This window comes from Nonomuraea mesophila, from assembly GCF_004352805.1.
GTDB classification, from domain to species: Bacteria; Actinomycetota; Actinomycetes; order Streptosporangiales; family Streptosporangiaceae; genus Nonomuraea; species Nonomuraea longispora.
The window spans coordinates 33079-54896 of the sequence record NZ_SMLD01000026.1 but is presented as its reverse complement, the minus strand read 5'-3'; the positions used below and the strand labels follow the sequence as shown (position 1 = coordinate 54896).

The 21818-nt window shown below is 71.0% G+C and carries 21 protein-coding genes; 14 read left to right on the top strand and 7 right to left on the bottom strand.

The window, feature by feature from the left end:
- The first annotated feature begins 4 nt into the window (after positions 1 to 4).
- Together E1295_RS13055 and E1295_RS13050 are read left to right on the top strand one after the other, a co-directional pair.
- The gene (locus tag E1295_RS13055; protein ID WP_132630522.1) at positions 5 to 673 is read left to right on the top strand and encodes a hypothetical protein; all 669 of its coding nucleotides are present in this window, start codon (positions 5 to 7) and stop codon (positions 671 to 673) included.
- An 82-nt stretch (positions 674 to 755) separates the two neighbouring features.
- Positions 756 to 2501, top strand: a complete 1746-nt coding sequence (locus E1295_RS13050) for a proline--tRNA ligase (protein ID WP_181957981.1) — start codon at positions 756 to 758, stop codon at positions 2499 to 2501.
- 61 nt (positions 2502 to 2562) lie between these two features.
- Here the strand turns inward: E1295_RS13050 and E1295_RS13045 are convergent, their stop codons facing one another.
- From E1295_RS13045 to E1295_RS13030, 4 genes are read right to left on the bottom strand one after another with little or no spacing between them, the layout of a single operon-like run.
- Positions 2563 to 4077 (bottom strand): tripartite tricarboxylate transporter permease, encoded by a 1515-nt coding sequence (locus E1295_RS13045; RefSeq protein WP_132630521.1) that lies wholly within the window; start codon positions 4075 to 4077, stop codon positions 2563 to 2565.
- A gap of 1 nt (position 4078) precedes the next feature.
- Positions 4079 to 4552, bottom strand: a complete 474-nt coding sequence (locus E1295_RS13040) for a tripartite tricarboxylate transporter TctB family protein (RefSeq protein ID WP_220448682.1) — start codon at positions 4550 to 4552, stop codon at positions 4079 to 4081.
- Positions 4549 to 5538, bottom strand: a complete 990-nt coding sequence (locus E1295_RS50070) for a Bug family tripartite tricarboxylate transporter substrate binding protein (RefSeq protein WP_132630520.1) — start codon at positions 5536 to 5538, stop codon at positions 4549 to 4551. Before E1295_RS50070 ends, E1295_RS13040 begins: the two co-directional genes overlap by 4 nt.
- Positions 5535 to 6380: an alpha/beta hydrolase family protein gene (locus E1295_RS13030; RefSeq protein WP_132630519.1), complete on the bottom strand. Its 846-nt coding sequence runs from the start codon at positions 6378 to 6380 to the stop codon at positions 5535 to 5537. The genes E1295_RS50070 and E1295_RS13030 overlap by 4 nt, the downstream gene beginning before the upstream one ends.
- 68 nt (positions 6381 to 6448) lie before the next feature.
- On the opposite strand from E1295_RS13030, the gene E1295_RS13025 reads away from it, so the two are divergent.
- Positions 6449 to 7516: an ArsR/SmtB family transcription factor gene (locus E1295_RS13025; protein WP_132630518.1), complete on the top strand. Its 1068-nt coding sequence runs from the start codon at positions 6449 to 6451 to the stop codon at positions 7514 to 7516.
- Here E1295_RS13025 and E1295_RS13020 read toward each other — a convergent pair.
- On the bottom strand, positions 7493 to 7960 hold the full coding sequence (locus E1295_RS13020; protein ID WP_132630517.1) for a ferritin-like domain-containing protein: 468 nt from the start codon (positions 7958 to 7960) through the stop codon (positions 7493 to 7495). The two genes, E1295_RS13025 and E1295_RS13020, sit on opposite strands and share 24 nt — an antisense overlap.
- Entirely contained in the window at positions 7957 to 8499 is a 543-nt protein-coding gene (locus tag E1295_RS13015; protein WP_132630516.1) for a hypothetical protein, read from the bottom strand. The genes E1295_RS13020 and E1295_RS13015 overlap by 4 nt, the downstream gene beginning before the upstream one ends.
- A 259-nt stretch (positions 8500 to 8758) precedes the next feature.
- On the opposite strand from E1295_RS13015, the gene rimP reads away from it, so the two are divergent.
- The 8 genes from rimP to truB all read left to right on the top strand — a co-directional run bounded on the left by rimP (position 8759) and on the right by truB (position 16548).
- On the top strand, positions 8759 to 9244 hold the full coding sequence (rimP, locus tag E1295_RS13010; RefSeq protein WP_132630515.1) for a ribosome maturation factor RimP: 486 nt from the start codon (positions 8759 to 8761) through the stop codon (positions 9242 to 9244).
- Between the two features lie 25 nt (positions 9245 to 9269).
- Positions 9270 to 10262, top strand: a complete 993-nt coding sequence (gene nusA, locus E1295_RS13005; protein WP_132630544.1) for a transcription termination factor NusA — start codon at positions 9270 to 9272, stop codon at positions 10260 to 10262.
- Positions 10246 to 10557, top strand: a complete 312-nt coding sequence (locus E1295_RS13000) for a YlxR family protein (RefSeq protein WP_132630514.1) — start codon at positions 10246 to 10248, stop codon at positions 10555 to 10557. Before nusA ends, E1295_RS13000 begins: the two co-directional genes overlap by 17 nt.
- 112 nt (positions 10558 to 10669) lie before the next feature.
- The gene (gene infB, locus E1295_RS12995; protein WP_132630513.1) at positions 10670 to 13723 is read left to right on the top strand and encodes a translation initiation factor IF-2; all 3054 of its coding nucleotides are present in this window, start codon (positions 10670 to 10672) and stop codon (positions 13721 to 13723) included.
- 120 nt (positions 13724 to 13843) lie between these two features.
- Entirely contained in the window at positions 13844 to 14140 is a 297-nt protein-coding gene (locus E1295_RS12990; RefSeq protein WP_132630512.1) for a DUF503 domain-containing protein, read from the top strand.
- Positions 14141 to 14180: 40 nt separating this feature from the next.
- Positions 14181 to 14642 (top strand): 30S ribosome-binding factor RbfA, encoded by a 462-nt coding sequence (gene rbfA / locus E1295_RS12985; protein ID WP_132630511.1) that lies wholly within the window; start codon positions 14181 to 14183, stop codon positions 14640 to 14642.
- A complete protein-coding gene (locus tag E1295_RS12980; protein WP_132630510.1) occupies positions 14639 to 15676 on the top strand; it encodes a DHH family phosphoesterase in 1038 nt (345 codons plus the stop codon). The genes rbfA and E1295_RS12980 overlap by 4 nt, the downstream gene beginning before the upstream one ends.
- Positions 15676 to 16548 (top strand): tRNA pseudouridine(55) synthase TruB, encoded by an 873-nt coding sequence (gene truB / locus E1295_RS12975; protein ID WP_132630509.1) that lies wholly within the window; start codon positions 15676 to 15678, stop codon positions 16546 to 16548. Before E1295_RS12980 ends, truB begins: the two co-directional genes overlap by 1 nt.
- Before the next feature lie 85 nt (positions 16549 to 16633).
- Here truB and E1295_RS12970 read toward each other — a convergent pair whose 3' ends face one another.
- Complete coding sequence (locus E1295_RS12970) at positions 16634 to 17653, bottom strand: TRM11 family SAM-dependent methyltransferase (RefSeq protein WP_132630508.1); 1020 nt, start codon at positions 17651 to 17653, stop codon at positions 16634 to 16636.
- A 127-nt stretch (positions 17654 to 17780) separates the two neighbouring features.
- Here E1295_RS12970 and E1295_RS12965 point away from each other — a divergent pair, with 127 nt between their 5' ends.
- The 3 genes from E1295_RS12965 to E1295_RS12955 all read left to right on the top strand — a co-directional run bounded on the left by E1295_RS12965 (position 17781) and on the right by E1295_RS12955 (position 21797).
- On the top strand, positions 17781 to 18707 hold the full coding sequence (locus E1295_RS12965; RefSeq protein ID WP_132630507.1) for a bifunctional riboflavin kinase/FAD synthetase: 927 nt from the start codon (positions 17781 to 17783) through the stop codon (positions 18705 to 18707).
- A 195-nt stretch (positions 18708 to 18902) separates the two neighbouring features.
- Positions 18903 to 19172 (top strand): 30S ribosomal protein S15, encoded by a 270-nt coding sequence (gene rpsO, locus E1295_RS12960; protein WP_132630506.1) that lies wholly within the window; start codon positions 18903 to 18905, stop codon positions 19170 to 19172.
- Positions 19173 to 19460: 288 nt separating this feature from the next.
- Positions 19461 to 21797, top strand: a complete 2337-nt coding sequence (locus tag E1295_RS12955; protein ID WP_132630505.1) for a polyribonucleotide nucleotidyltransferase — start codon at positions 19461 to 19463, stop codon at positions 21795 to 21797.
- The last annotated feature ends 21 nt before the right edge of the window (positions 21798 to 21818 follow it).

Below are 21818 nucleotides of genomic sequence, written 5' to 3'. Positions count from 1 at the left end.
GGAGATGAACCACACCACGATCGACTACGGCGACTTCGCCGAATACGACCGTCGTCTGCGCGACATCGAGCACCACCTGCTGGCGGCCTTCCTCGGAGGCCTGGCCGTCGGCTTCATCGGCGTGTTCGTCACCGGCGACGGCCCCGGATGGCTGGGCCGGCTCTACGAACCGTACGTCTGCTTCGCCCTGGCCCTGGCGGTCGGGGCCACCGCGTCGGGATTCGGATGGGCGCTGGTGACGACGTTCCTCGCGGCCGTGTCCACGCTGGTCGCGGCCATGGGTGCGAGCGCGCTGCGCGGCGACGAGGTCCTCGGGATGGCGGACGACGCCGCCGGGGTCAACCGGACGCTCGCCCTGCTCGTCTGCCTGGGCCTGGCCGCCTACGTCACCCGCAGGGACGACGTGTGGGGCGACCTCGCGGCGGCCGCGGCCGGCGCGGCTCTGATCGCGGACGTGGCGGGCAGGGCGGTCCCCGGGCTCGCCGGGAGCGACCGCTCCTTCTGGCCGTATCCCGCGATGGTGATCGGGCTGCTGTCCGTGGCGCTGGTGCTCGCACTGCGCAGGAACGTGTGGGGCCGGGTGCGCGCGCTGGCGCTGGCCGCGATGCTGTCCGGCCTGCTCTCGGCCGGCCTCGCCGGTGCCCCGGCGGGGGTGCTCCCGCTGCCGGCATGACCGTGCGGGCAAGCGGAGCGGCGCGGCGCCCGGAGTCGATAACCTGTAGTCCTTCACATCCGGGTCCGAGCAAGGAGTAGCCGTGTTGCTGCGCATGTCGTCGTTGTTTCTACGCACGCTGCGGGACGACCCGGCAGACGCGGAAGTGCCGAGCCACAAGCTCCTCGTCCGCGCCGGCTACGTCCGCCGCGTGGCGCCCGGCATCTACTCCTGGCTCCCCCTCGGCAAGCTGGTGCTCGACAACATCGCCAGGATCGTCCGCGAGGAGATGAACCGCATGGGCGGTCAGGAGGTGCTCTTCCCCGCCCTGCTGCCCCGCGAATACTACGAGGCGACCGGCCGCTGGACCGAATACGGCGACACGCTCTTCCGCCTCCAGGACCGCAAGGGCGCCGACTACCTGCTCGGCCCCACGCACGAGGAGCTCTTCGCCGACATGGTCAAAGGCGAATACTCCTCCTACAAGGACTTCCCGGTCACCCTCTACCAGATCCAGACCAAATACCGTGACGAGGCGCGGCCCAGGGCGGGCATCCTGCGCGGCCGCGAGTTCCTCATGAAGGACTCCTACTCCTTCGACCTCGACGACGACGGGCTCAAGCGCTCCTACGAGCAGCACCGCGAGACCTACATCCGCACGTTCGACCGCCTCGGCATCAGCTACAAGATCGTCTTCGCGCAGTCGGGAGCGATGGGCGGCTCGGCCTCGGAGGAGTTCCTGGCGCCCACGCCCACCGGCGAGGACACGTTCGTCGCCTGCCGCTCCTGCGGCTACGCGGCCAACGCCGAGGCCGTCGTCACGCCGGCGCCCGCCGCCCGCCCCTTCGACGACGTGCCGGCGACGCGCGTCATGGACACCCCCGACACCCCGACCATCGAGACGCTGGTGTCCTACGTCAACGAGCACCACGGCCTGTCCGTCACCGCCGCCGACACGCTGAAGAACGTCGTCGTCAAGGTGAGCACGCCCGGCTCCGACAAGACCGAGACGCTGGTCATCGGCGTGCCCGGCGACCGCGAGGTCGACTTCAAGCGCCTCGAGGCCGCCCTCGCGCCCGGCGAGCCCGCCATCTTCGAGGCCGCCGACTTCGCCAGGCACCCGGGCCTCGTGCGCGGCTACATCGGGCCGCAGGTCCTGCGCGAGCTCGGCATCCGCTACCTCGTCGACCCGCGCGTCGTCACCGGCAGCTCCTGGGTGACGGGCGCCAACGAGCCGGGCAAGCACGCCGCCAACGTGGTCGCCGGGCGTGACTTCGTCCCCGACGGCACGATCGAGGCCGCCGAGGTGCGCGCGGGCGACGACTGCCCCCGCTGCGGCTCCGAGCTGTCCATCGACCGGGGCATCGAGATCGGCCACATCTTCCAGCTCGGCCGCAAATACGCCGACGTGGCCGGGCTCGACGCGCTCGGCCCCGACGGCAAGCCGGTCCGCGTCACGATGGGCTCCTACGGCATCGGCGTCTCGCGTGCCGTCGCCGTCATCGCCGAGCAGTTGCACGACGCGCTCGGGCTGGTCTGGCCGCGCGAGGTCGCGCCCGCCGACGTGCACATCGTCGGCACCGGCAAGGACAACCAGGTCGAGGCCGCCATGAAACTGGGCGCCGAGCTGGAGTCGCGCGGCCTGCGGGTGCTGGTCGACGACCGGGCGCAGGTCTCGCCGGGAGTGAAGTTCAAGGACGCCGAGCTGCTGGGGCTGCCCACGATCGTGGTCGTCGGGCGCGGCCTGTCGCAGGGCGTGGTCGAGCTGCGCGACCGCGTCTCCGGCGAGAAGTCGGAGATCCCGCTCGCCGAGGCCGCCGACCGCGTCTTCGCCGCCGTCACCTCCTGACGTCCCGGCGCGGCGCCCACCCGGTCGGGGCGGGCGCCGCCCGGCCGCACGGCCGCCCGGCTCAGGATGTGGCGCTGTCGGGCGACGGCGCCGCCGACCTGGCGCGGCGCCGTACGATCGCGGGCCCGGCCAGGCACGCCGCCGCCACCAGCAGGATCACCAGCGACACCGGCCGGGTCACGAACACCGCGGGGTCACCCTCGCTGAACGCCAGCGCCCTCCTGAACTGCACCTCCATCAACGGCCCCAGCACCGCCCCCAGGATGAGCGGCGCCACCGGATACCGCGCCCGGTGCAGCAACCACCCCAGCAGCCCGAACCCGTACGCGATCAGCACCTCGAACACGCTCTGCGAGATCGAGTAGACCCCCAGCGTGGCGAAGGTCAGGATGGCCGCCGTCAGCAGCGCGGCAGGCACGCTGAGCAGCTTCACCCACACCCGGATCAGCGGCAGGTTCAGCACGAGCAGCATCACGTTGCCGAGGTAGAGGCTGGCGATCAGCGTCCACACCAGCACCGGCTGCTGGTCGAAGAGCCGCGGCCCCGGCTGCACGTCGTAGATCTGGAACGCGATCAGCAACATGCTCGCCGTGGCCGAGGTCGGAATGCCCAGCGTGAGCAGCGGCACCAGCACCCCGGAGAACGCCGCGTTGTTGGCCGCCTCGGGGCCCGCCACCCCCTCGATGGCGCCCTGCCCGAACTCCTCCTTGTGCCGCGACAGCCGCTTCTCCACGTTGTAGCTGAGGAACGTGGGCAGCTCGGCGCCTCCGGCGGGCAGCGACCCGATGGGCAGCCCGAACGCCGTCCCGCGCAACCACGGCTTCCACGAGCGGCGCCAGTCGTCGCGGCTCATCCCGATCCTGCCGTCCACCGTGACGGGAGGCTGCGGGGGCCGGTTGCGGGAGGCGGCGGTGGAGACCGCCTCGGCCACGGCGAACAACCCGACCGCCAGCGCCACCACCGACAATCCTTCGTACAGTTCGGGCAGCCCGAACGCGAAGCGTGGCTGGCCGGTCATCTGGTCGATCCCGACCATCCCGATCGTCAGCCCGAGGAGCAGGCTCGACAGCCCGCGTACGATCGAGTCGCCCATCAGCGAGGTGACCGTCACGAACGCGAGCACCATGATCGAGAAGTACTCGGCCGGCTGGATGAGCTTGGCGATGTTCGACATGCCGGGGGCCAGGAAGGTGATGACGACCGTGGAGATCGTGCCCGCGACGAACGACCCGATGGCCGCCGTCGCCAGCGCCGCCCCCGCCCGGCCGCGCCTGGCCATGGGATAGCCCTCCAGCGTCGTGGGGATGGAGGCCGTCTCGCCGGGGATGTTGAGCAGGATGGCGGTGGTCGAGCCGCCGTACATGCCGCCGTAGTAGATGCCGGCGAACATCACGAACGCCCCCACCGGCTCGAACACGAACGTCAGCGGCAGCAGCAGCGCGATGGTCGTGGCGGGCCCGAGCCCCGGCAGCACGCCCACCAGCGTGCCGATGGTGACACCGAGGACGGCGAGCAGCAGGTTCTGCAGGCTCAGCGCGTGGCCGAAGCCGTCGAGCAGGTTGCCGAGCACGTCCATCTCAGATCGCCAATCTGACCAGGCCGGGCGGCAGCGTGATGCCGAGCAGCCGGTCGAACAGGAAGTACGTGGCCAGCGCCAGCACCAGCCCCACGATCACGTCGCGCAGCACCTTCCTGCTGCCCAGCACCCTGGCGACGACCGCGAAGAACACGGTCGTCGCCTGCCAGTAGCCGGCGGGGACCAGGACCAGGGCGTAGCCCGCCAGCGCCGCCACCAGCATCAGCACCGACGGCCAGTGCGTCTCCTCCGCCTCGGCGTCCTGCGCGCCCGCTCCTGTACCGGCTCCTGGGCCGGGTCTGAAGGCCTGGACGACCCCGATCACGGCGACCACCGCGAGCGCGCCGCCGACCAGCAGCGGGAACGCCCGCGGCCCCACGGCCTGGTATCCGTTGCCCTGCGGGATCGCGTACGCCTGGACGAGCACGACCACGGCGGCGAGCAGGAAACCGGCGGAGACGATCCGCTGCGTCACTTGCCGAGCCCCAGCTCGCCCAGGATGGCGGTGACCTGCGTGCGCTGCTCGGCCAGCACCTTGCCGAACTCCTCGCCCGGCTTCCAGTCCTCGGTCCAGTTGTTGCGCTCCAGGTCCTTCTTCCAGCAGGAGGTCTTGCGCACCTTGTCGAGCAGGGCGATCACGTCCTGCTGCTGCTCCTTGCTCAGCCCGGCGGGCGCGAGCACGCCGGCCAGCGTGGAAACCGCCTCCTCGCCCAGCCCGAGCTCCTTCATCGTGGGAGCGTCGAGGCCGGGGACCCGCTGCTCGGAGTCGACGGACAACGCCCGCAGCTCGCCCGCCTCGATCTGGGAGCGCAGCTCGGCCACCGTGTCGATGCCCGCCGTGGCGGCGCCGCTGAGCAGCAGGTTCATGGACTCGCCGCCACCCGCGGTGGGCACGAAGTTGATCTCCTTGGCGGCGACGCCGCGCTGCTTGGCCAGCCCGGCCACGGTCATCTGGCCGGGCCCGCCGAGTGAGCCGCCCGTCCACTTGACGCTGCGGGGCTTGGCCTCCATCGCGTCGAGCAGCGACTTCAGATCCTTGTACGGCGACTTCGCCGGCACCACGATGGCGCTCGGTCCCCGGCTCAGCCCGGCGACGGGGGTGAGCTCGGACAGGTCCACCGGGGACTTGTTGCTCACGATGCCGCCCAGCATGGTCACGCTGTCCATGACCATGAGCTGGTAGGGGTCGCCCTTGTGCTTGGCGAACTGCGCCAGCCCGATCGTGCCGCCCGCGCCCGGCACGTTGGTCACCGTGGCGTCCACGTCGGCCACCTTGCAGGCGCTGAGCGCGTTGACCAGTCCGCGCGCCCGTGTGTCCCAGCCTCCGCCGGGGCTGCCCGGCGCCAGGATCGACAGGGCCTTGCTCGGGTAGGCGGCTCCCGCGTCGGCGCTCTCGCCGCCCACGGCGCAGCCGCTGAGGGTCACGGCCGCCACGACGGCGGCCAGCAGCTTGGTTCTCATGATGACTCCCGGGGGGTGAGGATCGATGCGAAGAAGTCCTTGACCGGCTCCAGCACCCGCATCGGCTGGTGGCCGACGCCGGGCACGACGTCGAACCGCACGCGGATGCCGTGCTCCTCGAAGTTGTCGCGCAGCGCCGTGAGCCGTTCGACGCGCGTGACGCCGTGGGCGTCGGCGCCGTCCATCCAGTTGCTGTCGCCGTGGTTGTTGATCTCCCAGGTCTCCACGTCGGCGCTGCCCACGACCATCTGCACCGGTACGTCGCGCAGTTCCTCCACCCTGGGCGGGCAGCCGAACTGCTCCTCGAACCCCTTCAGCCCGGTCCACCAGGGGCTGGTGTGGTCGATGTACGTTATCCGTCCCGGTGCACCAATGGACAATCCGGACAAACGGTCGGGATGGAGGTAGCCGAACCGGTGCACGAACTGGCCGCCGCCCGAGAACCCGTGCATCAGGAAGCGTTCGGCCGCCACGTTGAAGCGCTCGGCGACCTCGTCCACCATGGCCAGCAGGACGCGGTCGAAGCGGATGTCCCCATACCTGATGAACTTGAAGGCGTGCAGGTCGTGCGGGTCCTCGATGCCGGCGGGGAAGAGCGGGGCGAGCACCAGGCAGCCGTGCTCCTCCGCCCATCCGGCGAAGTTGTCGCGATACTGAGGGCCGCGCCGCCCGGTCCCGTGCTGCAGCACCACCACCGGCAGAGGGGGGCCGTCCGGGTCGTGCGTGGACGGCACGTACAGGCAGTAGGAGAAACGCTGGTCGAACTTCGACGCGAAGACGGTCGTGGCGCCCGCCGAATAGAAGGCGGTCGGATGCTTGACGACGTGCAATGCCTCAGTCATGAGGCGACAGCCTGCGTAAACGAAGGGTCACCCGCAAGGAGATTGACGCCTACGCGGTAATCTGCAGGGTGGCCGTCACGCTGTATCTCGACCCATCCGCCACCCCGTCCATCGTCGTGCGGCGCTCGCCGCTGGCGGAGCTGTGCGCCTGCCTGCACGCGCTCGACGAGCCGGGACACCACCCCGCCAGCGCGGCCTGGGCCGCCAGGGCGCACCGCGACCTGTCCGGCGGGCTGCTCGCCGCGGCCGCCGCCTGGGCGCCGCTCTGGGGAGCCTTCCGCGCCCGCTACCTGCTGCCGCTGTCCGCCGCGCCCGAGCGCACCCTGTCCGGCGAGCTGCGGGAGGTGGCCGAGCTGCCCATCGGCGACTTCACCGCGATGACCGTGCAGGCCCTGATCGGCAAGAACGACACGGAGCTGGTGCCGCTGCTCGGCGACGAGGAGCTGAACCGCATGCGGCTGATCTCCACCAGCCGGGTGGAGATCGGCACCCGGCTGCGCGCCGACCCCGAGGGGTTCCGCCAGGAGCTGATCGCCTTCCTCACCCGCTTCGCCGCCGCCGTGTTCGACGCCGAATGGCCGTCGCTGCGCCAGGTGCTCGACCACGACGGCGCACTGCGTACCCGTGACCTGCGCAACCGCGGACCGCTGGCGCTCGCCGACCTCCCGACCGCCACCGCGACCAGGACCGCGTCAGGATCGGTGCGGATCGTGTTCGACAAGCTCTACAGCGCCACCGCCCGCGTGGACGACGCACGCCCCTGCCTGATCGTGCCGACCGTGCATGGCCGGCCGCACCTCGTGATCAAGCACTTTCCCGGCTATCCCGTCGTCATCCAGTACAGCGCCGGCGCCGCTCCCGCGCCCACCCTGGAGACCGCCCGGCGCCGGCTCGCCGCCCTGCAGGACCCGACCAGGCTGCGGCTGTGCTACGCGATCCTGCGCAACCCGGTCGCCACCGCCGAGCTGGCCACCCAGCTCGGCATGACCGCTCCGCAGGTCTCCCGGCATTTGCGCAGGCTCAGGGAGGCCGACCTCGTGCACACCCACCGGCGCGGCTCGGTCGTCTACTACCAGCTCGACGCCGCCGCCGTCGAGCGCCTCGGGCCCGACCTACTCTCCGTCCTGTACCGGTGAGGACGAAGGCGACGACGTCGCGGCCGGCGGCGGCGCGGGCATGCCGGGGAAGGCCGGAGGCTGGGCGGGACGGAAGGCGTAGGAGCGGGTCACGGCCTCCTGCATGGCCAGCGCGGCGTAGCGGCGCAGCGCGCCGTCCTGCGCCGCCGCCAGCTCAAGGTAGGCGGCCGTGACGCCGCTCTCCAGGTGCACCGCCAGCTTGGCGGCCTGCGCGTTGCCGGAGGGCACGAACGGCAGCGCGTAGGAGGCGTCGGGCTCGGCGGGCTCGCCGCCGCGCGAGGTGATGTAGCCGCGCAGCTGGTCGCGGCGTGCCCGGTGGGCGTCGAAGGCGGCGGTCATCCTGTCACGTGTCGACCCCGACGTGCGCGCCCCGAGCAGCCCGTACGCGAACAGCGCGGCGTGCTCGGCCGCAAGCGCCTTGCGCAGCTTGTCGATGTCGTTCACAACGACCTCGGCAGGGCGGCGGCGTGGGCGGCCTCGCAGGCGCCGATGCTGGCGACGATCTGGGCCATCCCCGGCGACAGGCCGGCGAGCTGGCGGGCGCGCCGGGCCGCGGCCTTCTTCTCCAGCGCCCGCAGCCGGGCCAGCGAGGGTTTCTTCTGCGGTTCGCCCGGAGTGGCCGACACCGGCGGCGAGCCCGACGGCGAACCCGCCGCGGCGGGCGAGGCCATCGACACGTGCCGGCGCAGCGCGTCGACGTGCGCCTGGTGCCGGTCGCGGAACGGCACGAGCTTGCGCGCCCCGTCGGCGATCAGCGTCGAGTAGAGCGCGATCGTGCTCTCCTTCTCCGCGATCAGCCCCTTGACCAGCACGGTCTCCGGCGAGTCGGACGGCGGCGCGGACGGCTGCGAAGGGCCGGACGCGCTGCACGCGGTGAGGGCGGCCGCTCCGCCCGCCAGCAGGGCACGCCGGGAGAGCTGACGCGGGCGCACGGGCTTGACCTCCCACTGTTCACGGAGCAGACCGACGAGAAACCTGCTCATCAGCCTGCCGCGCGACCGCCGTGCCGCGTCGATGCCGCGGCGGCGGCCAGCAGGGCAGCTTTCTCATCGGTAGCATCGTACGGGCTGGCACCCGGATCATTGTCAGCCGACGCTCCGCCATTCGAGCACGACGAGTGGCGCTCTTTTCGTGCCCCCGTACGGATAGGGTGTCAACTGTCGTCGCTGGCCGAGCGGCCAGGCGGCGGAGAGCCGAAGGCGAGGTCCGCCCGGCTGAGACATGACAATAGGGGAGGTCGACATGGGCAGCGCATCATCCCGCGACCACCTGATGAAGCTCCTTGAGCCCGTGGTCAGCGCGGAGGGCCTCGACCTGGAGGACATCACGGTCACGCAGGCCGGAAAGAGACGGCTGCTGCGCGTGGTCGTCGACCGGGACGGCGGGGTGAGCCTCGACCACATCGCCGACGTGAGCCAGGCGGTCTCCGCGGCGCTCGACGACACCGACGCGATGGGCCAGTCCGCCTACACGCTCGAGGTCTCCTCGCCCGGCGTCGACCGCCCGCTCACCGAGCCGCGCCACTGGCGCCGCGCGGCCACACGGCTGGTGAAGGCCGAGATGAGAGACGGTTCCGTCGTGGAGGGCCGCATCATGGCGGCCGACGACGGCGGCGTCGACCTCGACGTGGCGGGAGCCGCCCGCAGGCTTGATTACGAAGACCTTGCCCGGGGACGGGTACAAGTGGAGTTCCGCCGGATCGACGACGTCGACGGCGACGAAGGCTAAGGGGGGAGCCGTCGTGGACATCGACATGAGCGTCCTGCGCAGCCTCGAACGGGAGAAGGACATCTCCTTCGACCTGGTCGTCAAGGCGATCGAGGACGCGCTGCTGATCGCTTACTTCCGCACCGACGGTGCCGCCTCCAAGGCGCGTGCCGAGCTCGACAGGCAGAGCGGTCACGTCACGATCTGGGCCGCGGAGGTCGACGAGGAGGGCGAGATCGTCAGGGAATATGACGACACGCCCAGCAATTTCAGCAGGATCGCCGCCACCACCGCCAAGCAGGTCATCCTGCAGCAGCTGCGCGACGCCGAGGACGAGATCAACTTCGGTGAGTTCGCCAGCCGCGAGGGCGAGCTGGTCTCCGGCGTCATCCAGCAGGGCAAGGACCCGCGCGTGGTGCTGGTCGACCTCGGCAAGATCGAGGCCGTGCTGCCCCACGCCGAGCAGGTCCCCGGCGAGGAATACGTGCACGGCGAGCGCATCCGTGCCTACGTCGTGCAGGTGAAGAAGGGCCACAAGGGCCCGTCGGTCACCCTGTCGCGCACGCATCCCGGGCTGGTGAAGAAGTTGTTCGCGCTCGAGGTGCCGGAGATCGCCGACGGCACGGTGGAGATCGCGGCGGTGGCGCGCGAGGCGGGCCACCGCACCAAGATCGCGGTCAGGTCGCGCAAGCCGGGCGTCAACGCCAAGGGCGCGTGCATCGGCCCGATGGGATCACGGGTCCGTAACGTCATGACGGAGCTGCACGGCGAGAAGATCGATATCATCGACTGGTCGGAAGATCCGGGCGAATTCGTGGGGAATGCCCTGTCCCCCGCGCGTGTTTCCCATGTTGAGGTCCTTGATCTCGACGGACGGGTGGCGCGCGTGACCGTTCCCGACTACCAGCTCTCGCTGGCCATCGGGAAGGAGGGGCAGAACGCCCGGCTCGCCGCGCGACTGACAGGATGGCGGATCGACATCCGTCCCGACACCCAAGCCGAGGATGCCGCCGGTTCCGTAGATGCGTCGACACGGTAAGCTGGAATATGGTGGCCTGGCCGCCCCACAGCGCACCTGTGTGGGCTGCAGGGTCCGCACGGCTAAGTCCGAGCTGCTCCGCCTGGTGCGGGTCGAGGATCAAGTGGTTCCCGACCTGCGAGGACGGCTCCCCGGGCGTGGTGCATCGCTGCATCCGTCCACGAGTTGTCTGGAGCTTGCCGAGCGTCGCCGAGCGTTCCCGCGCGCGTTCCGCGTGCCGGGGCCGCTTGACGTCTCGCGCGTGCGGGCGCACCTGGAAGGAGACCACGAAATGTCATGTAGGACGCCGAGTTGATGGGCGGAGTCAGATTGCTATGAGCGCCTGATGAGCACGCGGCGATGAAGACGTCAAGGTAGCGACGGTCCGGACGGCACAGCCAGCCTCCCGGGCCGAGTAAGGGAGTGCAGTGGCGAAGGTCCGGGTATACGAGCTCGCTAAGGAGTTCGGCGTAGAGAGCAAGGTCGTCATGGCCAAGCTCCAAGAGATGGGAGAGTTCGTCCGTTCGGCGTCCTCGACCATCGAAGCGCCGGTGGTCCGCAGGCTCACCGAAGCTCTGGGCGCATCCAAGGGTGGGCCCTCCAGAGGCGGCGGTCAGCCGTCCGGCAAACCGCAGCCCCCGAGGGCTGCCCCCCGGCAGGCCGACGGCCAGGCCGGTAACGGCGCGCAGACGCCGACCCCCTCACCGCGTCCGGGTCCCAAGCCCGGTCCGCGTCCGGGCCCCGCGGGCGGCGGTCAGCCGCGTCCGCCGGTGCCCATGCCGCACCAGCCGCAGCAGCAGCCAGAGGCCGCGCGCGGCGAGTCCGGCGCTCCACAGGCACGTTTCGAGAGCGGCGCGCCCGCGCGTCCCGGCCCGCGGCCGGGTCCGGCGGCCCGCCCGGGTCCCAAGCCCGGTCCCGCGCCCCGTCCCGGTCCCGGAGGTGGCGGCTCCTCGCAGGCGCCGCGTTCCGGCGGCCAGTCCGGCGGTGGCCCGCGTCCCGGTCCTGGGCCCAAGCCCGGTCCGCGTGGTCCGCGTCCCGGCAACAACCCGTTCTCGTCCAACGCCAGCGGCATGGGCCAGTCCCGTCCGCCGCGTCCAGGAGGCAACCGCGACGGCGGCGGTCCCGGCCAGCGTGAGCGCCGTGACGGCCCGCCCCGCGACGGCGCGATCCCGCGTCCGCCGCAGGGCCGTGGCGGCGGCGAGGGCAGGCCGGGCACCGCTGGTCCGCGTCCCGGCCCGCCCTCGGGCGGACCGCGTCCCGGTCCCGGTGCCGGCGGTCCCCGTCCCGGGGGCCCGCGTCCCAATCCGATGATGATGCCGCAGGGCCGTCCTGCCGGCCCCGGCGGTGGCGGCGGTGGCCGTCCCGGCGGTGGCGGCGGCGGTGGCGGCCGTCCGGGCGGCGGTGGCCGTCCGGGTGGCGGCGGCGGTCGTCCCGGCGGCGGTGGCGGCTACGCCGGCCGTCCCGGTGGCGGCGGTGCCGGTCCGCGCACCGGCACCGGCGGTCCCGGCGGCTTCGGCGGCCGGCCTGGTGGCGGCGGCCGCGGTCGTGGCGGCGGCACCGCGGGAGCCTTCGGGCGTCCCGGTGGCCGTCCCGCTCGCGGGCGCAAGTCCAAGCGGCAGAGGCGCCAGGAGTTCGACAACATGTCGGCGCCGGCGATCGGCGGCGTGCAGGTCGCTCGCGGCAACGGCGCGACGATCCGCCTTCCGCGGGGAGCGTCGCTGTCCGACTTCGCCGACCGCATCGGCGCCAACCCCGCCGCGCTCGTGCAGATCATGCTGCACCTCGGCGAGATGGTGACGGCGACGCAGTCGGTCAACGAGGAGACGCTGCAGCTGCTCGGCGCCGAGCTCGACTACAACATCCAGGTCGTCAGCCCGGAGGAGGAGGACCGCGAGCTTCTCGAGGCCTTCGACATCGAGTTCGGCGAGGACGAGGGCGATGAGGGCGACCTGGCCGCGCGCCCGCCGGTGGTGACCGTCATGGGTCACGTCGACCACGGTAAGACCAAGCTGCTCGACGCCATCCGCAAGACCAACGTGGTGGCGCGCGAGGCGGGTGGCATCACCCAGCACATCGGCGCTTACCAGGTCTCGGCCGAGCACGAGGGCCAGGACCGCAGGGTGACCTTCATCGACACCCCGGGTCACGAGGCGTTCACCGCCATGCGTGCCCGAGGCGCGAAGTCCACCGACATCGCGGTGCTGGTGGTCGCGGCCGACGACGGCGTGAAGCCGCAGACGATCGAGGCCCTCAACCACGCCCAGGCGGCCGAGGTCCCGGTCGTGGTCGCGGTCAACAAGGTCGACAAGGAGGGCGCAGACCCCAACAAGGTGCGCGCCCAGCTCACCGAATACGGCCTGGTGGCGGAGGAATACGGCGGCTCGACCCTCTTCGTCGACATCTCGGCGAAGAACGGCACGGGCATCGACCAGCTCCTCGAGGCCATCCTGCTGACCGCTGACGCCGAGCTCGACCTGCGGGCCAACCCGTCGATGGACGCTCAGGGCATCGCGATCGAGGCGCACCTCGACCGTGGCCGCGGCCCCGTCGCGACCGTCCTGGTCCAGCGCGGCACGCTGCGGGTGGGCGACTCGATCGTGTGCGGCGAGGCCTTCGGCCGCGTCCGCGCCCTGCTCGACGACACCGGCGAGCCGGTCGAGGAGGCCACGCCGTCCCGTCCGGTCCTGGTGATGGGTCTGACGGCCGTGCCGAGCGCCGGTGACAACTTCATCGTGGTCACCGACGACCGCATGGCCCGGCAGATCGCCCAGCAGCGCGCGGCGCGCAAGCGCAGCGCGGACATGGCGAAGTCGAGCCGTCGCCGCAGCCTCGAGGACATCTTCAAGGACCTCGAGAAGGGCAGCGTCGACGAGCTCAAGCTCATCATCAAGGGCGACGTGTCCGGTTCGGTGGAGGCCCTGGAAGACGCTCTGCTCAAGATCGACGTCGGCGACGAGGTCAGGCTCCGTGTCCTGCACCGCGCGGTCGGCGCGATCACCGAGTACGACGTCAACCTGGCCGTCGCCGACGACAACGCGGTCATCATCGGCTTCAACGTCCGGCCCGAGCCCCGGGCACGCGACCTGGCCGAGCGCGAGGGCGTCGACATCCGCTACTACTCGGTCATCTACCAGGCGATCGAGGAGATCGAGGCGGCGCTCAAGGGCATGCTCAAGCCCGAGTTCGAGGAGGCCCAGCTGGGCACCGCGGAGGTCCGCGAGATCTTCAAGGTGCCGAAGATCGGCAACGTCGCCGGTTCGCTGGTCCGCTCCGGCATGATCGTGCGCAACAGCAAGGCCAGGGTGATCCGCGATGGCGTCGTCATCGCCGACAACCTGACCGTCTCGTCCCTGCGTCGCTTCAAGGATGACGCGACCGAGGTTCGCGAGGGCTTCGAGTGCGGCATCGGGATCGGCTACAACGATCTGCGGATCGACGACGTGATCGAGACGTTCGAGATGCGGGAGAAGCCGCGCGTGTGACGCGCGGCCGGGCGCCCGGCGGGACATCCGCCGGGCGCCTCTCGCACGCCCTGGTTTGGTCCCCACCGCAGCAGGCCGGGCGTGCGTCCACCCCACCAGGACAAGCGGTGGTAGCCAACGATGTATGTGGGTGCCTTGACCCTGGACATCCTGCTCGGCGACGTCAGGTCGCTGAAGCAGAAGCGCTCCGCCGTACGCCCGCTGATCGCCGAGGTCCAGCGCCGTTACCCCGGCGTGGCGGTGGCTGAGACCGGCCATCTCGACCTGCACCGCAGGGCGGAGATCGGCATCGCGGTGGTCTCCGCCTCAGCGCGAAACTGCACGGAGGTGCTGGACGCCTGCGAGCGCATGGTGGCCTTCCGCCCTGAGATCGAGCTGCTGTCGGCCCGGCACCGGCTCTACACCGACGAAGATTGAACGACTGCACGGCCAGGTCGTGCGTGAGGGGGAGCGAACCATGGTGGATGCCGCACGAGCGCGCAAGCTCGCCGACCGCATCCAGCAGATCGTCGCCGAGATGCTGGAGCGCCGGGTCAAGGATCCGCGCCTGGGCTTCGTCACCGTGACCGACACGCGCATCACCGCTGACCTGCGTGAGGCGACGGTGTTCTACACGGTGTTCGGCTCGGAGGCCGAGCGGGCCGACAGCGCTGCGGCCCTCGAGAGCGCCAAGGGCATCATCCGCTCCGAGGTCGGACGCCAGACAGGCGTCCGGTTCACCCCCACGCTGACGTTCAAGCACGACCCGCTGCCCGACAGCGCGCGCCAGCTCGACGATCTGATCAGCGCGGCCAGGGCGCGCGACGCCGAGGTCGCGCGGCAGGCCCGGAGCGCCTCCTACGCGGGTGAGGCCGACCCCTACCGCAAGCCCGAGGAGGGCGACGACGGGGGTGCCGCTGGCAGGGACGACCAGGCGTGACACCCGACGTACGCGACAGGGCCGAGCCTCCCCGGGTCAACGGGCGGCCGCCGGACGAGTGCGCGGTCCCCGAGGCCGCGTGGAGCCGGGCGCTGCACCTGATCCGGCAGGCCGACGAGGTGGCGATGGCCTGCCACGTGACCCCCGACGGCGACGCGCTCGGCTCGATGCTGGCCGTCGCGTTCACCCTGCGCTCGATGGGCAAGCGGGTGGTGACGTCGTTCGGCGACCACCATTTCGTCGTGCCGCGGCTGCTGCGCTTCCTGCCGGGCCAGGAGATGCTGGTGCCGCCGGAGGAGTTCCCCGAGTCCCCTGACCTGATGATCACGTTCGACTCGTCGACGTTCCAGCGGCTGGGGCTCCTCGGTGCCAGCACCGCCAGGGCGCGCGAGGTCATCGTGGTCGACCACCACCCCTCCAACGAGGGCGAGTTCGGCACGCTCAGCCTCATCGACTCCACGGCCGCGGCCACGGCCATGCTGGCCGAGGAGCTGATCTACCGGCTCGGCGGGCAGCTCGACCGCGACATCGCCACCTGCCTGTACGCCGGCCTGGTGACCGACACCGGGTCCTTCCGTTACTCCACGACCACGCCCGCCGTGCACCACATGGCGGCCAGGCTGGTCGCCACCGGGCTGCGTACCGACGAGATCGCCCGCGAGCTGTGGGACCGTTCCCCGTTCGGCTATCTCAAGGTGCTGGCCGGGGCGCTCGAGCGGGTGACGCTGGAGGACGGGCTCGTGTGGACGTACGTCTCCCAGGTCGACCGGGCCGCGTACGGACTGCCCTACTCCGAGCTCGAAGGCGTCATCGACATCCTGCGCCGCACCGACGAGGCCGAGGTCGCGGTGGTGCTCAAGGAGGACGACCAGGGCTACTGGCAGGTGTCGACCCGGTCCAAGGGCAACGTCGACGTGGCCGCCGTGTGCGCGGCGCTGGGCGGCGGCGGGCACCACAACGCGGCCGGCTACACCTCCCAGGACAGCGTGGAGGACACCATGGTGAAGTTCCGGCGAGAGCTGAGGAAGGCCTGATGGCCCAGAGCGGTCTGATCATCGTCGACAAGCCGGCCGGCTGGACGTCCCACGACGTGGTGGCCAAGATGCGGCGCCTGGCGGGCACCCGCCGGGTGGGGCACGCGGGCACGCTCGACCCGATGGCGACGGGCGTGCTGGTGGTCGGCGTGGAGAAGGCGACCAGGCTGCTCGGTCATCTGGCGCTGACGGAGAAGGTCTACGAAGCCACGATCCGGCTCGGCGTGAGCACCAACACCGACGACGCCGAGGGCGAGGTCACCGCCACCGCGCCGGCCTCCGGCGTCGCCGAGGGAGAGATCCACAAGGGCGCCGCAGCGCTGACGGGCGCGATCATGCAGATCCCGCCGCAGGTCAGCGCGATCAAGATCAACGGGGAACGGGCCTACAAGAAGGCGCGTGCGGGCGAGTCGGTCGAGCTCCAGGCCAGGCCGGTGACCGTGAGCGAGTTCGCGGTGCTGGACATCAGGGCGGGCGACGACGTCGTGGACGTCGACGCGGTCGTGACCTGCTCCAGCGGCACCTACATCCGCGCGCTGGCCCGCGACCTCGGGGCGGAGCTCGGGGTGGGCGGCCACCTGACGCGGCTGCGGCGCACCCAGGTGGGCCCCTACGACGTGTCGCTGGCCAGGACGGTCGAGCAGCTCGCCGAGGAGTGCGAGATCCTGCCGATCGGCGCGGCGGTCGCCGCGGTCTTCCCGCGCAGGGACGTCAACGCGGAGGAGGCCCGCGTGATCGGGCACGGCGGCCGGCTGCCCGCCGCCGGCCTCGGTCAGGGCCCGATCGGCGTGTTCGGGCCCGACGGTGAGCTGCTCGCGCTCGTGGAGGAGAAGGGCGCGCTGGCCAGGCCGCTCGCCGTCTTCGCTGGATGAACACGAAGCGTGGGTGAGCTCGGAGCTCGGTTCGCAGGTGCGGTCGCGTTCGCGTGGTTGCGCGGCGTGTGTGCGGCCGGCGCGGTCAGCCGGGTTTGCGGGCGACGATGATGTCGCGCACGATCGCCTGGTCGACCCAGTGCTCGAAATCGGGATAGTCCATCACGTCGAGGCCCGCGCCGGTGAGAAGCCCGGCCAGCTCGGCGCGCTTGCCACCGTAGGTGTTCCAGGCGATGCCCATCGCGCCGCCCGGGCGCAGCAGCTCGGCCCAGCTCGGCACGGCCGCTTCCAGCAGCTCCATGGGGCTGCGCGACAACCCGCCGCCGCCCTTGCTGCCGTGCTGGACGCCGTAGGGGGCGTCGGTCGCCACGACGTCGAACGAGCGTGGCTTGAAGAACTCGCGGCTCTTGAGCGTGTCGGCGTTGACCACGGTCAGGCGCTGCACGTCGCCGGCTTTGAACGCCTCTTTCGACAGCCCGAACGTGACGTTGAGCCGCCGCCCCGCCAGCGCCCGCTCGCGGCGCACCGGCACGGTCTCGGCGGTGTGCTTGAGCCGTTTGGTGCGCAGCCAGGTCTTGATGAAGCCGGTGTAGGCCTCGAAGTCCTTGCCGTCGACGTCGAGGCCGTAGGCGTCGTAGCCGTACATGAGGGCCTGGTTGAGTGTGGTGCCGCGGCCGCACAGCGGGTCGAACACCGCCAGCCGCTCGCCCAGCCCCTTGCCGGTGGCCAGCCCTGTGACGTTGAGCAGCAGCTTGGTGAAGTGCTCGTTGGTCTTGCCGGCGTATTTCTGGATGGTGATCAGGTCGCTGCTGAGCCGGTCGAGCCGGTGCACGGGCAGCGGCCTGAGCAACTCGTCCTCCACGCCGAACAGGGCGTAGACGGAGGAGAGGTTGGACAGCAGCGCGAGGTGCGCCCGGCTCAGCGGCTCGGCCGTCTCGAACGTCACGTAGGGGACGCCGCCGATGGCGGTCTCGTCGCTGCTCAGGACCTGCCCGCCGAGCCCGCGCGCGCTGAAGACGGCCAGCTCGTTACGGGTCAGCCGGACGGAGCTCTCGGCGTAGACCCGGTTAAAGGCGGGCAGGATCAGCAGCGCGTAACGAGGCACGGTGCCCGATCCTATCCGCTGGCAGGGAGCGGGCGGCCGGACGAGCCTCTATGGTGACAACCCCCTGGGTTGCGGGGAACCATGACGCACATGGCAGGCTTGGGTGCGGTTGATCCGTGACGAGCGAATGGGGCCTCGTGTGCAGGGTTCGGGAAGGTCTGTCGTCACCATCGGCGTGTTCGACGGCGTGCACCGCGGCCACCGGCGGGTGATCGAGCGCGCGGTCGCCATCGCCCGCGAGCGCGGGGCGCGCAGCGTCGCCGTCACCTTCGAGCCGCACCCCGAGGAACTCGTACGCCCGGGGACACGCCCGCACCGGCTCACCAGCCTGCGGCGCAGGGCCGAGTTGCTGGCCGCGCTGGGCATCGACGAGGTCGACGTGGTGGAGTTCACGCCGGCGCTGCAGCGCACCAGCCCTGACGACTTCGTCCAGAGCGTGGCGGCCGAGCGGTGGCGGGCCGCGGTGGTGGTCGTGGGGGAGGACTTCGTGTTCGGGCACGACGCCAGCGGAGACGTCCAGACATTGCGGACGCTGGGCGATAAGTATGACTTCGAGGTGGAGGCCGTACCCCTGCTCGAAGGCGTCTCCTCGACCGCCATCCGCGAACAGCTCGCGGCCGGCGACGTCGAAGGCGCGCGCGAGCGGCTCGGCCGGCCGCACCGCGTGGAAGGCGTGGTCGTGCGCGGTTACCAGCGCGGGCGGCAACTCGGTTTCCCGACCGCCAACGTGGAGACGCCGCCGCACACCGCGATCCCGGCGGACGGGGTCTACGCGGGCTGGCTGGAGTGCGTCCCCGTCGCCAACCTGCCCGCGCTCTACGCGGGCGAGCGGTGGCCGGCGGCCATCTCGGTCGGCACCAACCCGACGTTCGAGGGCGTGCCGCGCACGGTCGAGGCGTACGCGCTCGACCGCGACGACCTGGAGCTGTACGGCGCGCACGTCGCGGTCGAGTTCGCGGCACGGCTGCGCGGCAACACCCGTTTCGAGTCCATCGAGGCGCTGATCGCCCAGATCCACGCCGACGTCGACGCCACCCGGAGGATCACCGGCTGACCCCCTTCCGACCCGCCCCATACGTCCCGCGCCGCGAGTGTCCCGACGACCTCGCGCAAGGTGGTAACCTTGCATGTCGGCTCTGTAGCGGCAGTGCTGCGCGCTGCCCATGAAGGCCTTCACGCGGCGACTGTAGGCACGCACGGTCGTTCGCACACACATCAGTCGTGCGTGCCCGTAGCTCAAAGGAGAGCCGTGTCCCTCGACACCGCTGCCAAGAAGTCCATCATCAGTGAATACGCGACGGCCGACGGCGACACCGGGTCGCCCGAGGTCCAGGTCGCTCTGCTCAGCAAGCGCATCAGCGAGCTCACCGAGCACCTGAAGACGCACAAGCACGACCACCACAGCCGTCGTGGCCTGCTGCTGCTCGTCGGTCGCCGGCGCCGCCTGCTGAAATACCTGCAGAAGGTCGACATCCAGCGCTACCGTTCGCTCATCGAGCGGCTCGGCCTGCGCCGATAGCATGAAGGGAGCGGCCCTGTGCCGCTCCCTTCGCATATGGCCCACGGCCATAGCCCCGGGCGCGTGGCGAGGTTCACCTACCCGCCGCGCCCGGCGTACAACTGAAGATCCGAGACACACAGCCCCCGCGTCCGCTTAGCACCATGCGACCCGCGACGCCTGCGGGCCGGTCCTCGGTAGTGGCTTCCGGTAGGAAAGACCGGGTGCTTCGATCGAAGACCGGCGCTGCACCTAACGAGGGTGCCGGTGAGAAAAGGGCGCGGGTGACCGACCATAAGGAGGTCCCCCGTGGAGGGTGTCCACACAGCTGAAGCCGTCATAGACAACGGCTCTTTCGGCACGCGCACGATCCGGTTCGAGACGGGTCGCCTCGCACGCCAGGCGGCGGGTTCCGCCGTCGCCTATCTCGACAACGACACGATGGTGCTCTCGGCGACCACCGCGTCCAAGTCGCCCAAGGAGAACCTCGACTTCTTCCCGCTCACGGTCGACGTCGAAGAGCGCATGTACGCCGCGGGCCGCATCCCCGGTTCGTTCTTCCGCCGTGAGGGCCGTCCCTCCGAGGACGCCATCCTCACCTGCCGCCTGATCGACCGGCCGCTGCGCCCGTCGTTCGTCAAGGGGCTGCGCAACGAGATCCAGGTCGTCGCCACGGTGATGGCCCTCAACCCCGACCACCTCTACGACGTGGTGGCGATCAACGCCGCGTCGTTGTCCACCCAGCTCGCCGGCCTGCCGTTCTCCGGCCCGATCGGCGGCGTGCGCGTCGCGCTGATCGACGGCCAGTGGGTGGCCTTCCCGACCCACCACGAGCTGGAGCGGGCCACGTTCGACATGGTCGTGGCGGGCCGCGTGCTCGCCGACGGCGACGTCGCGATCATGATGGTCGAGGCCGAGTCCACGAAGGACACGCTCAAGCTGGTCGCCGACGGCGCCGTCGCGCCGACCGAGGAGACCGTCGCCCAGGGCCTCGACGCCGCCAAGCCCTTCATCAAGGTGCTGTGCGAGGCGCAGTCGCGCATCGCGCGGGTCGCGGCCAAGGAGACGGCCGAATACCCGATCTTCCTCGACTACCAGGACGACGTCCACGACGCGGTCGAGGCCGCGGTGAAGACCGAGCTGGCCGCCGCGCTGACCATCGCCGGCAAGCAGGAGCGCGAGAACGAGCTCGACAAGGTCAAGGCGCTGGCCGCCGAGAAGCTCCTGCCCGAGTTCGAGGGGCGCGAGAAGGAGATCTCCGCCGCGTTCCGCTCGGTGATGAAGAAGCTCATGCGCGAGCGGGTCGTCAAGGAGGGTGTCCGCATCGACGGACGCGGCACCAAGGACATCCGCGCCCTGTCGGCCGAGGTCCACGTGGTGCCCCGGGTGCACGGCTCGGCGCTGTTCGAGCGCGGCGAGACCCAGATCCTGGGCATCACGACGCTCAACATGCTCCGCATGGAGCAGGTCATCGACACGCTCAACCCCGAGCGGACCAAGCGCTACATGCACAACTACAACTTCCCGCCCTACTCGACCGGAGAGACCGGCCGGGTGGGCTCGCCCAAGCGCCGCGAGATCGGCCACGGCGCGCTCGCCGAGCGGGCGCTGATCCCGGTGCTGCCCACGCGCGAGGAGTTCCCGTACGCCATCCGCCAGGTCTCCGAGGCGCTCGGCTCCAACGGTTCCACCTCGATGGGCTCGGTCTGCGCCTCCACGATGGCGCTGCTCGACGCCGGCGTGCCGCTCAAGGAGATGGTCGCGGGCATCGCGATGGGCCTGATCGGCGAGGGTGACACCTACGTCACGCTGACCGACATCCTCGGCGCCGAGGACGCCATGGGCGACATGGACTTCAAGGTCGCCGGCACCAAGGACGTCATCACCGCGCTCCAGCTCGACACCAAGCTCGACGGCATCCCCGCCTCGGTGCTGGCCGGCGCGCTCAAGCAGGCCAAGGGCGCCCGCCTGGCGATCCTCGACGTGATGCAGGAGGCGATCGACTCCCCGGCGGAGATGAACCCGACCGCGCCGCGCATCATCACGATCAAGGTCCCGGTCGACAAGATCGGCGAGGTCATCGGCCCGAAGGGCAAGATGATCAACCAGATCCAGGACGACACGGGCGCCGAGATCACCATCGAGGACGACGGCACGATCTACATCGGCGCCACCGACGGCCCGTCCGCGGAGGCGGCCCGCTCGGCGATCAACGCCATCGCCAACCCGCACATGCCCGAGGTCGGCGAGCGTTACCTCGGCACGGTCGTCAAGATCGCGGCCTTCGGCTCGTTCATCTCGCTCATGCCCGGCAAGGACGGCCTGCTGCACGTCTCCCAGATCCGCAAGCTGCACGGCGGCAAGCGCATCGAGAACGTCGAGGACGTCATGAGCGTCGGCGAGAAGATCCAGGTCGAGATCGCCGAGATCGACGGCCGGGGCAAGCTCTCGCTGGTGCCGGTCGAGGTCATCGAGCGCGAGGCCGCCGAGAAGGAGGCCAAGGCCGCCGCCGGCGACTCCGCCGAGGACGGCGACGCCGCTCCGGAGCAGCCCGCGCAGGGCGGCGACGACCGGCCCGAGCGGCCCCGCCGCACCCGCACCCGCGTGCGCAGCAGCCGCAACGAGGGGGACGACCGCAACTCGTGAGCGAGCTCAGCCAGGCAACCA

What these genes read in the sequence shown, in the direction of transcription:
- E1295_RS13055 (WP_132630522.1), top strand. Translation starts at nt 5, where the DNA reads ATGAACCACACCACGATCGACTACGGCGACTTCGCCGAATACGACCGT.
- E1295_RS13045 (WP_132630521.1), bottom strand. Translation starts at nt 4,077, where the DNA reads ATGGACGTGCTCGGCAACCTGCTCGACGGCTTCGGCCACGCGCTGAGC.
- E1295_RS50070 (WP_132630520.1), bottom strand. Translation starts at nt 5,538, where the DNA reads ATGAGAACCAAGCTGCTGGCCGCCGTCGTGGCGGCCGTGACCCTCAGC.
- E1295_RS13030 (WP_132630519.1), bottom strand. Translation starts at nt 6,380, where the DNA reads ATGACTGAGGCATTGCACGTCGTCAAGCATCCGACCGCCTTCTATTCG.
- E1295_RS13015 (WP_132630516.1), bottom strand. Translation starts at nt 8,499, where the DNA reads ATGAGCAGGTTTCTCGTCGGTCTGCTCCGTGAACAGTGGGAGGTCAAG.
- rimP (WP_132630515.1), top strand. Translation starts at nt 8,759, where the DNA reads ATGGGCAGCGCATCATCCCGCGACCACCTGATGAAGCTCCTTGAGCCC.
- nusA (WP_132630544.1), top strand. Translation starts at nt 9,270, where the DNA reads ATGAGCGTCCTGCGCAGCCTCGAACGGGAGAAGGACATCTCCTTCGAC.
- E1295_RS13000 (WP_132630514.1), top strand. Translation starts at nt 10,246, where the DNA reads ATGCGTCGACACGGTAAGCTGGAATATGGTGGCCTGGCCGCCCCACAG.
- E1295_RS12990 (WP_132630512.1), top strand. Translation starts at nt 13,844, where the DNA reads ATGTATGTGGGTGCCTTGACCCTGGACATCCTGCTCGGCGACGTCAGG.
- rbfA (WP_132630511.1), top strand. Translation starts at nt 14,181, where the DNA reads ATGGTGGATGCCGCACGAGCGCGCAAGCTCGCCGACCGCATCCAGCAG.
- truB (WP_132630509.1), top strand. Translation starts at nt 15,676, where the DNA reads ATGGCCCAGAGCGGTCTGATCATCGTCGACAAGCCGGCCGGCTGGACG.
- E1295_RS12965 (WP_132630507.1), top strand. Translation starts at nt 17,781, where the DNA reads ATGGGGCCTCGTGTGCAGGGTTCGGGAAGGTCTGTCGTCACCATCGGC.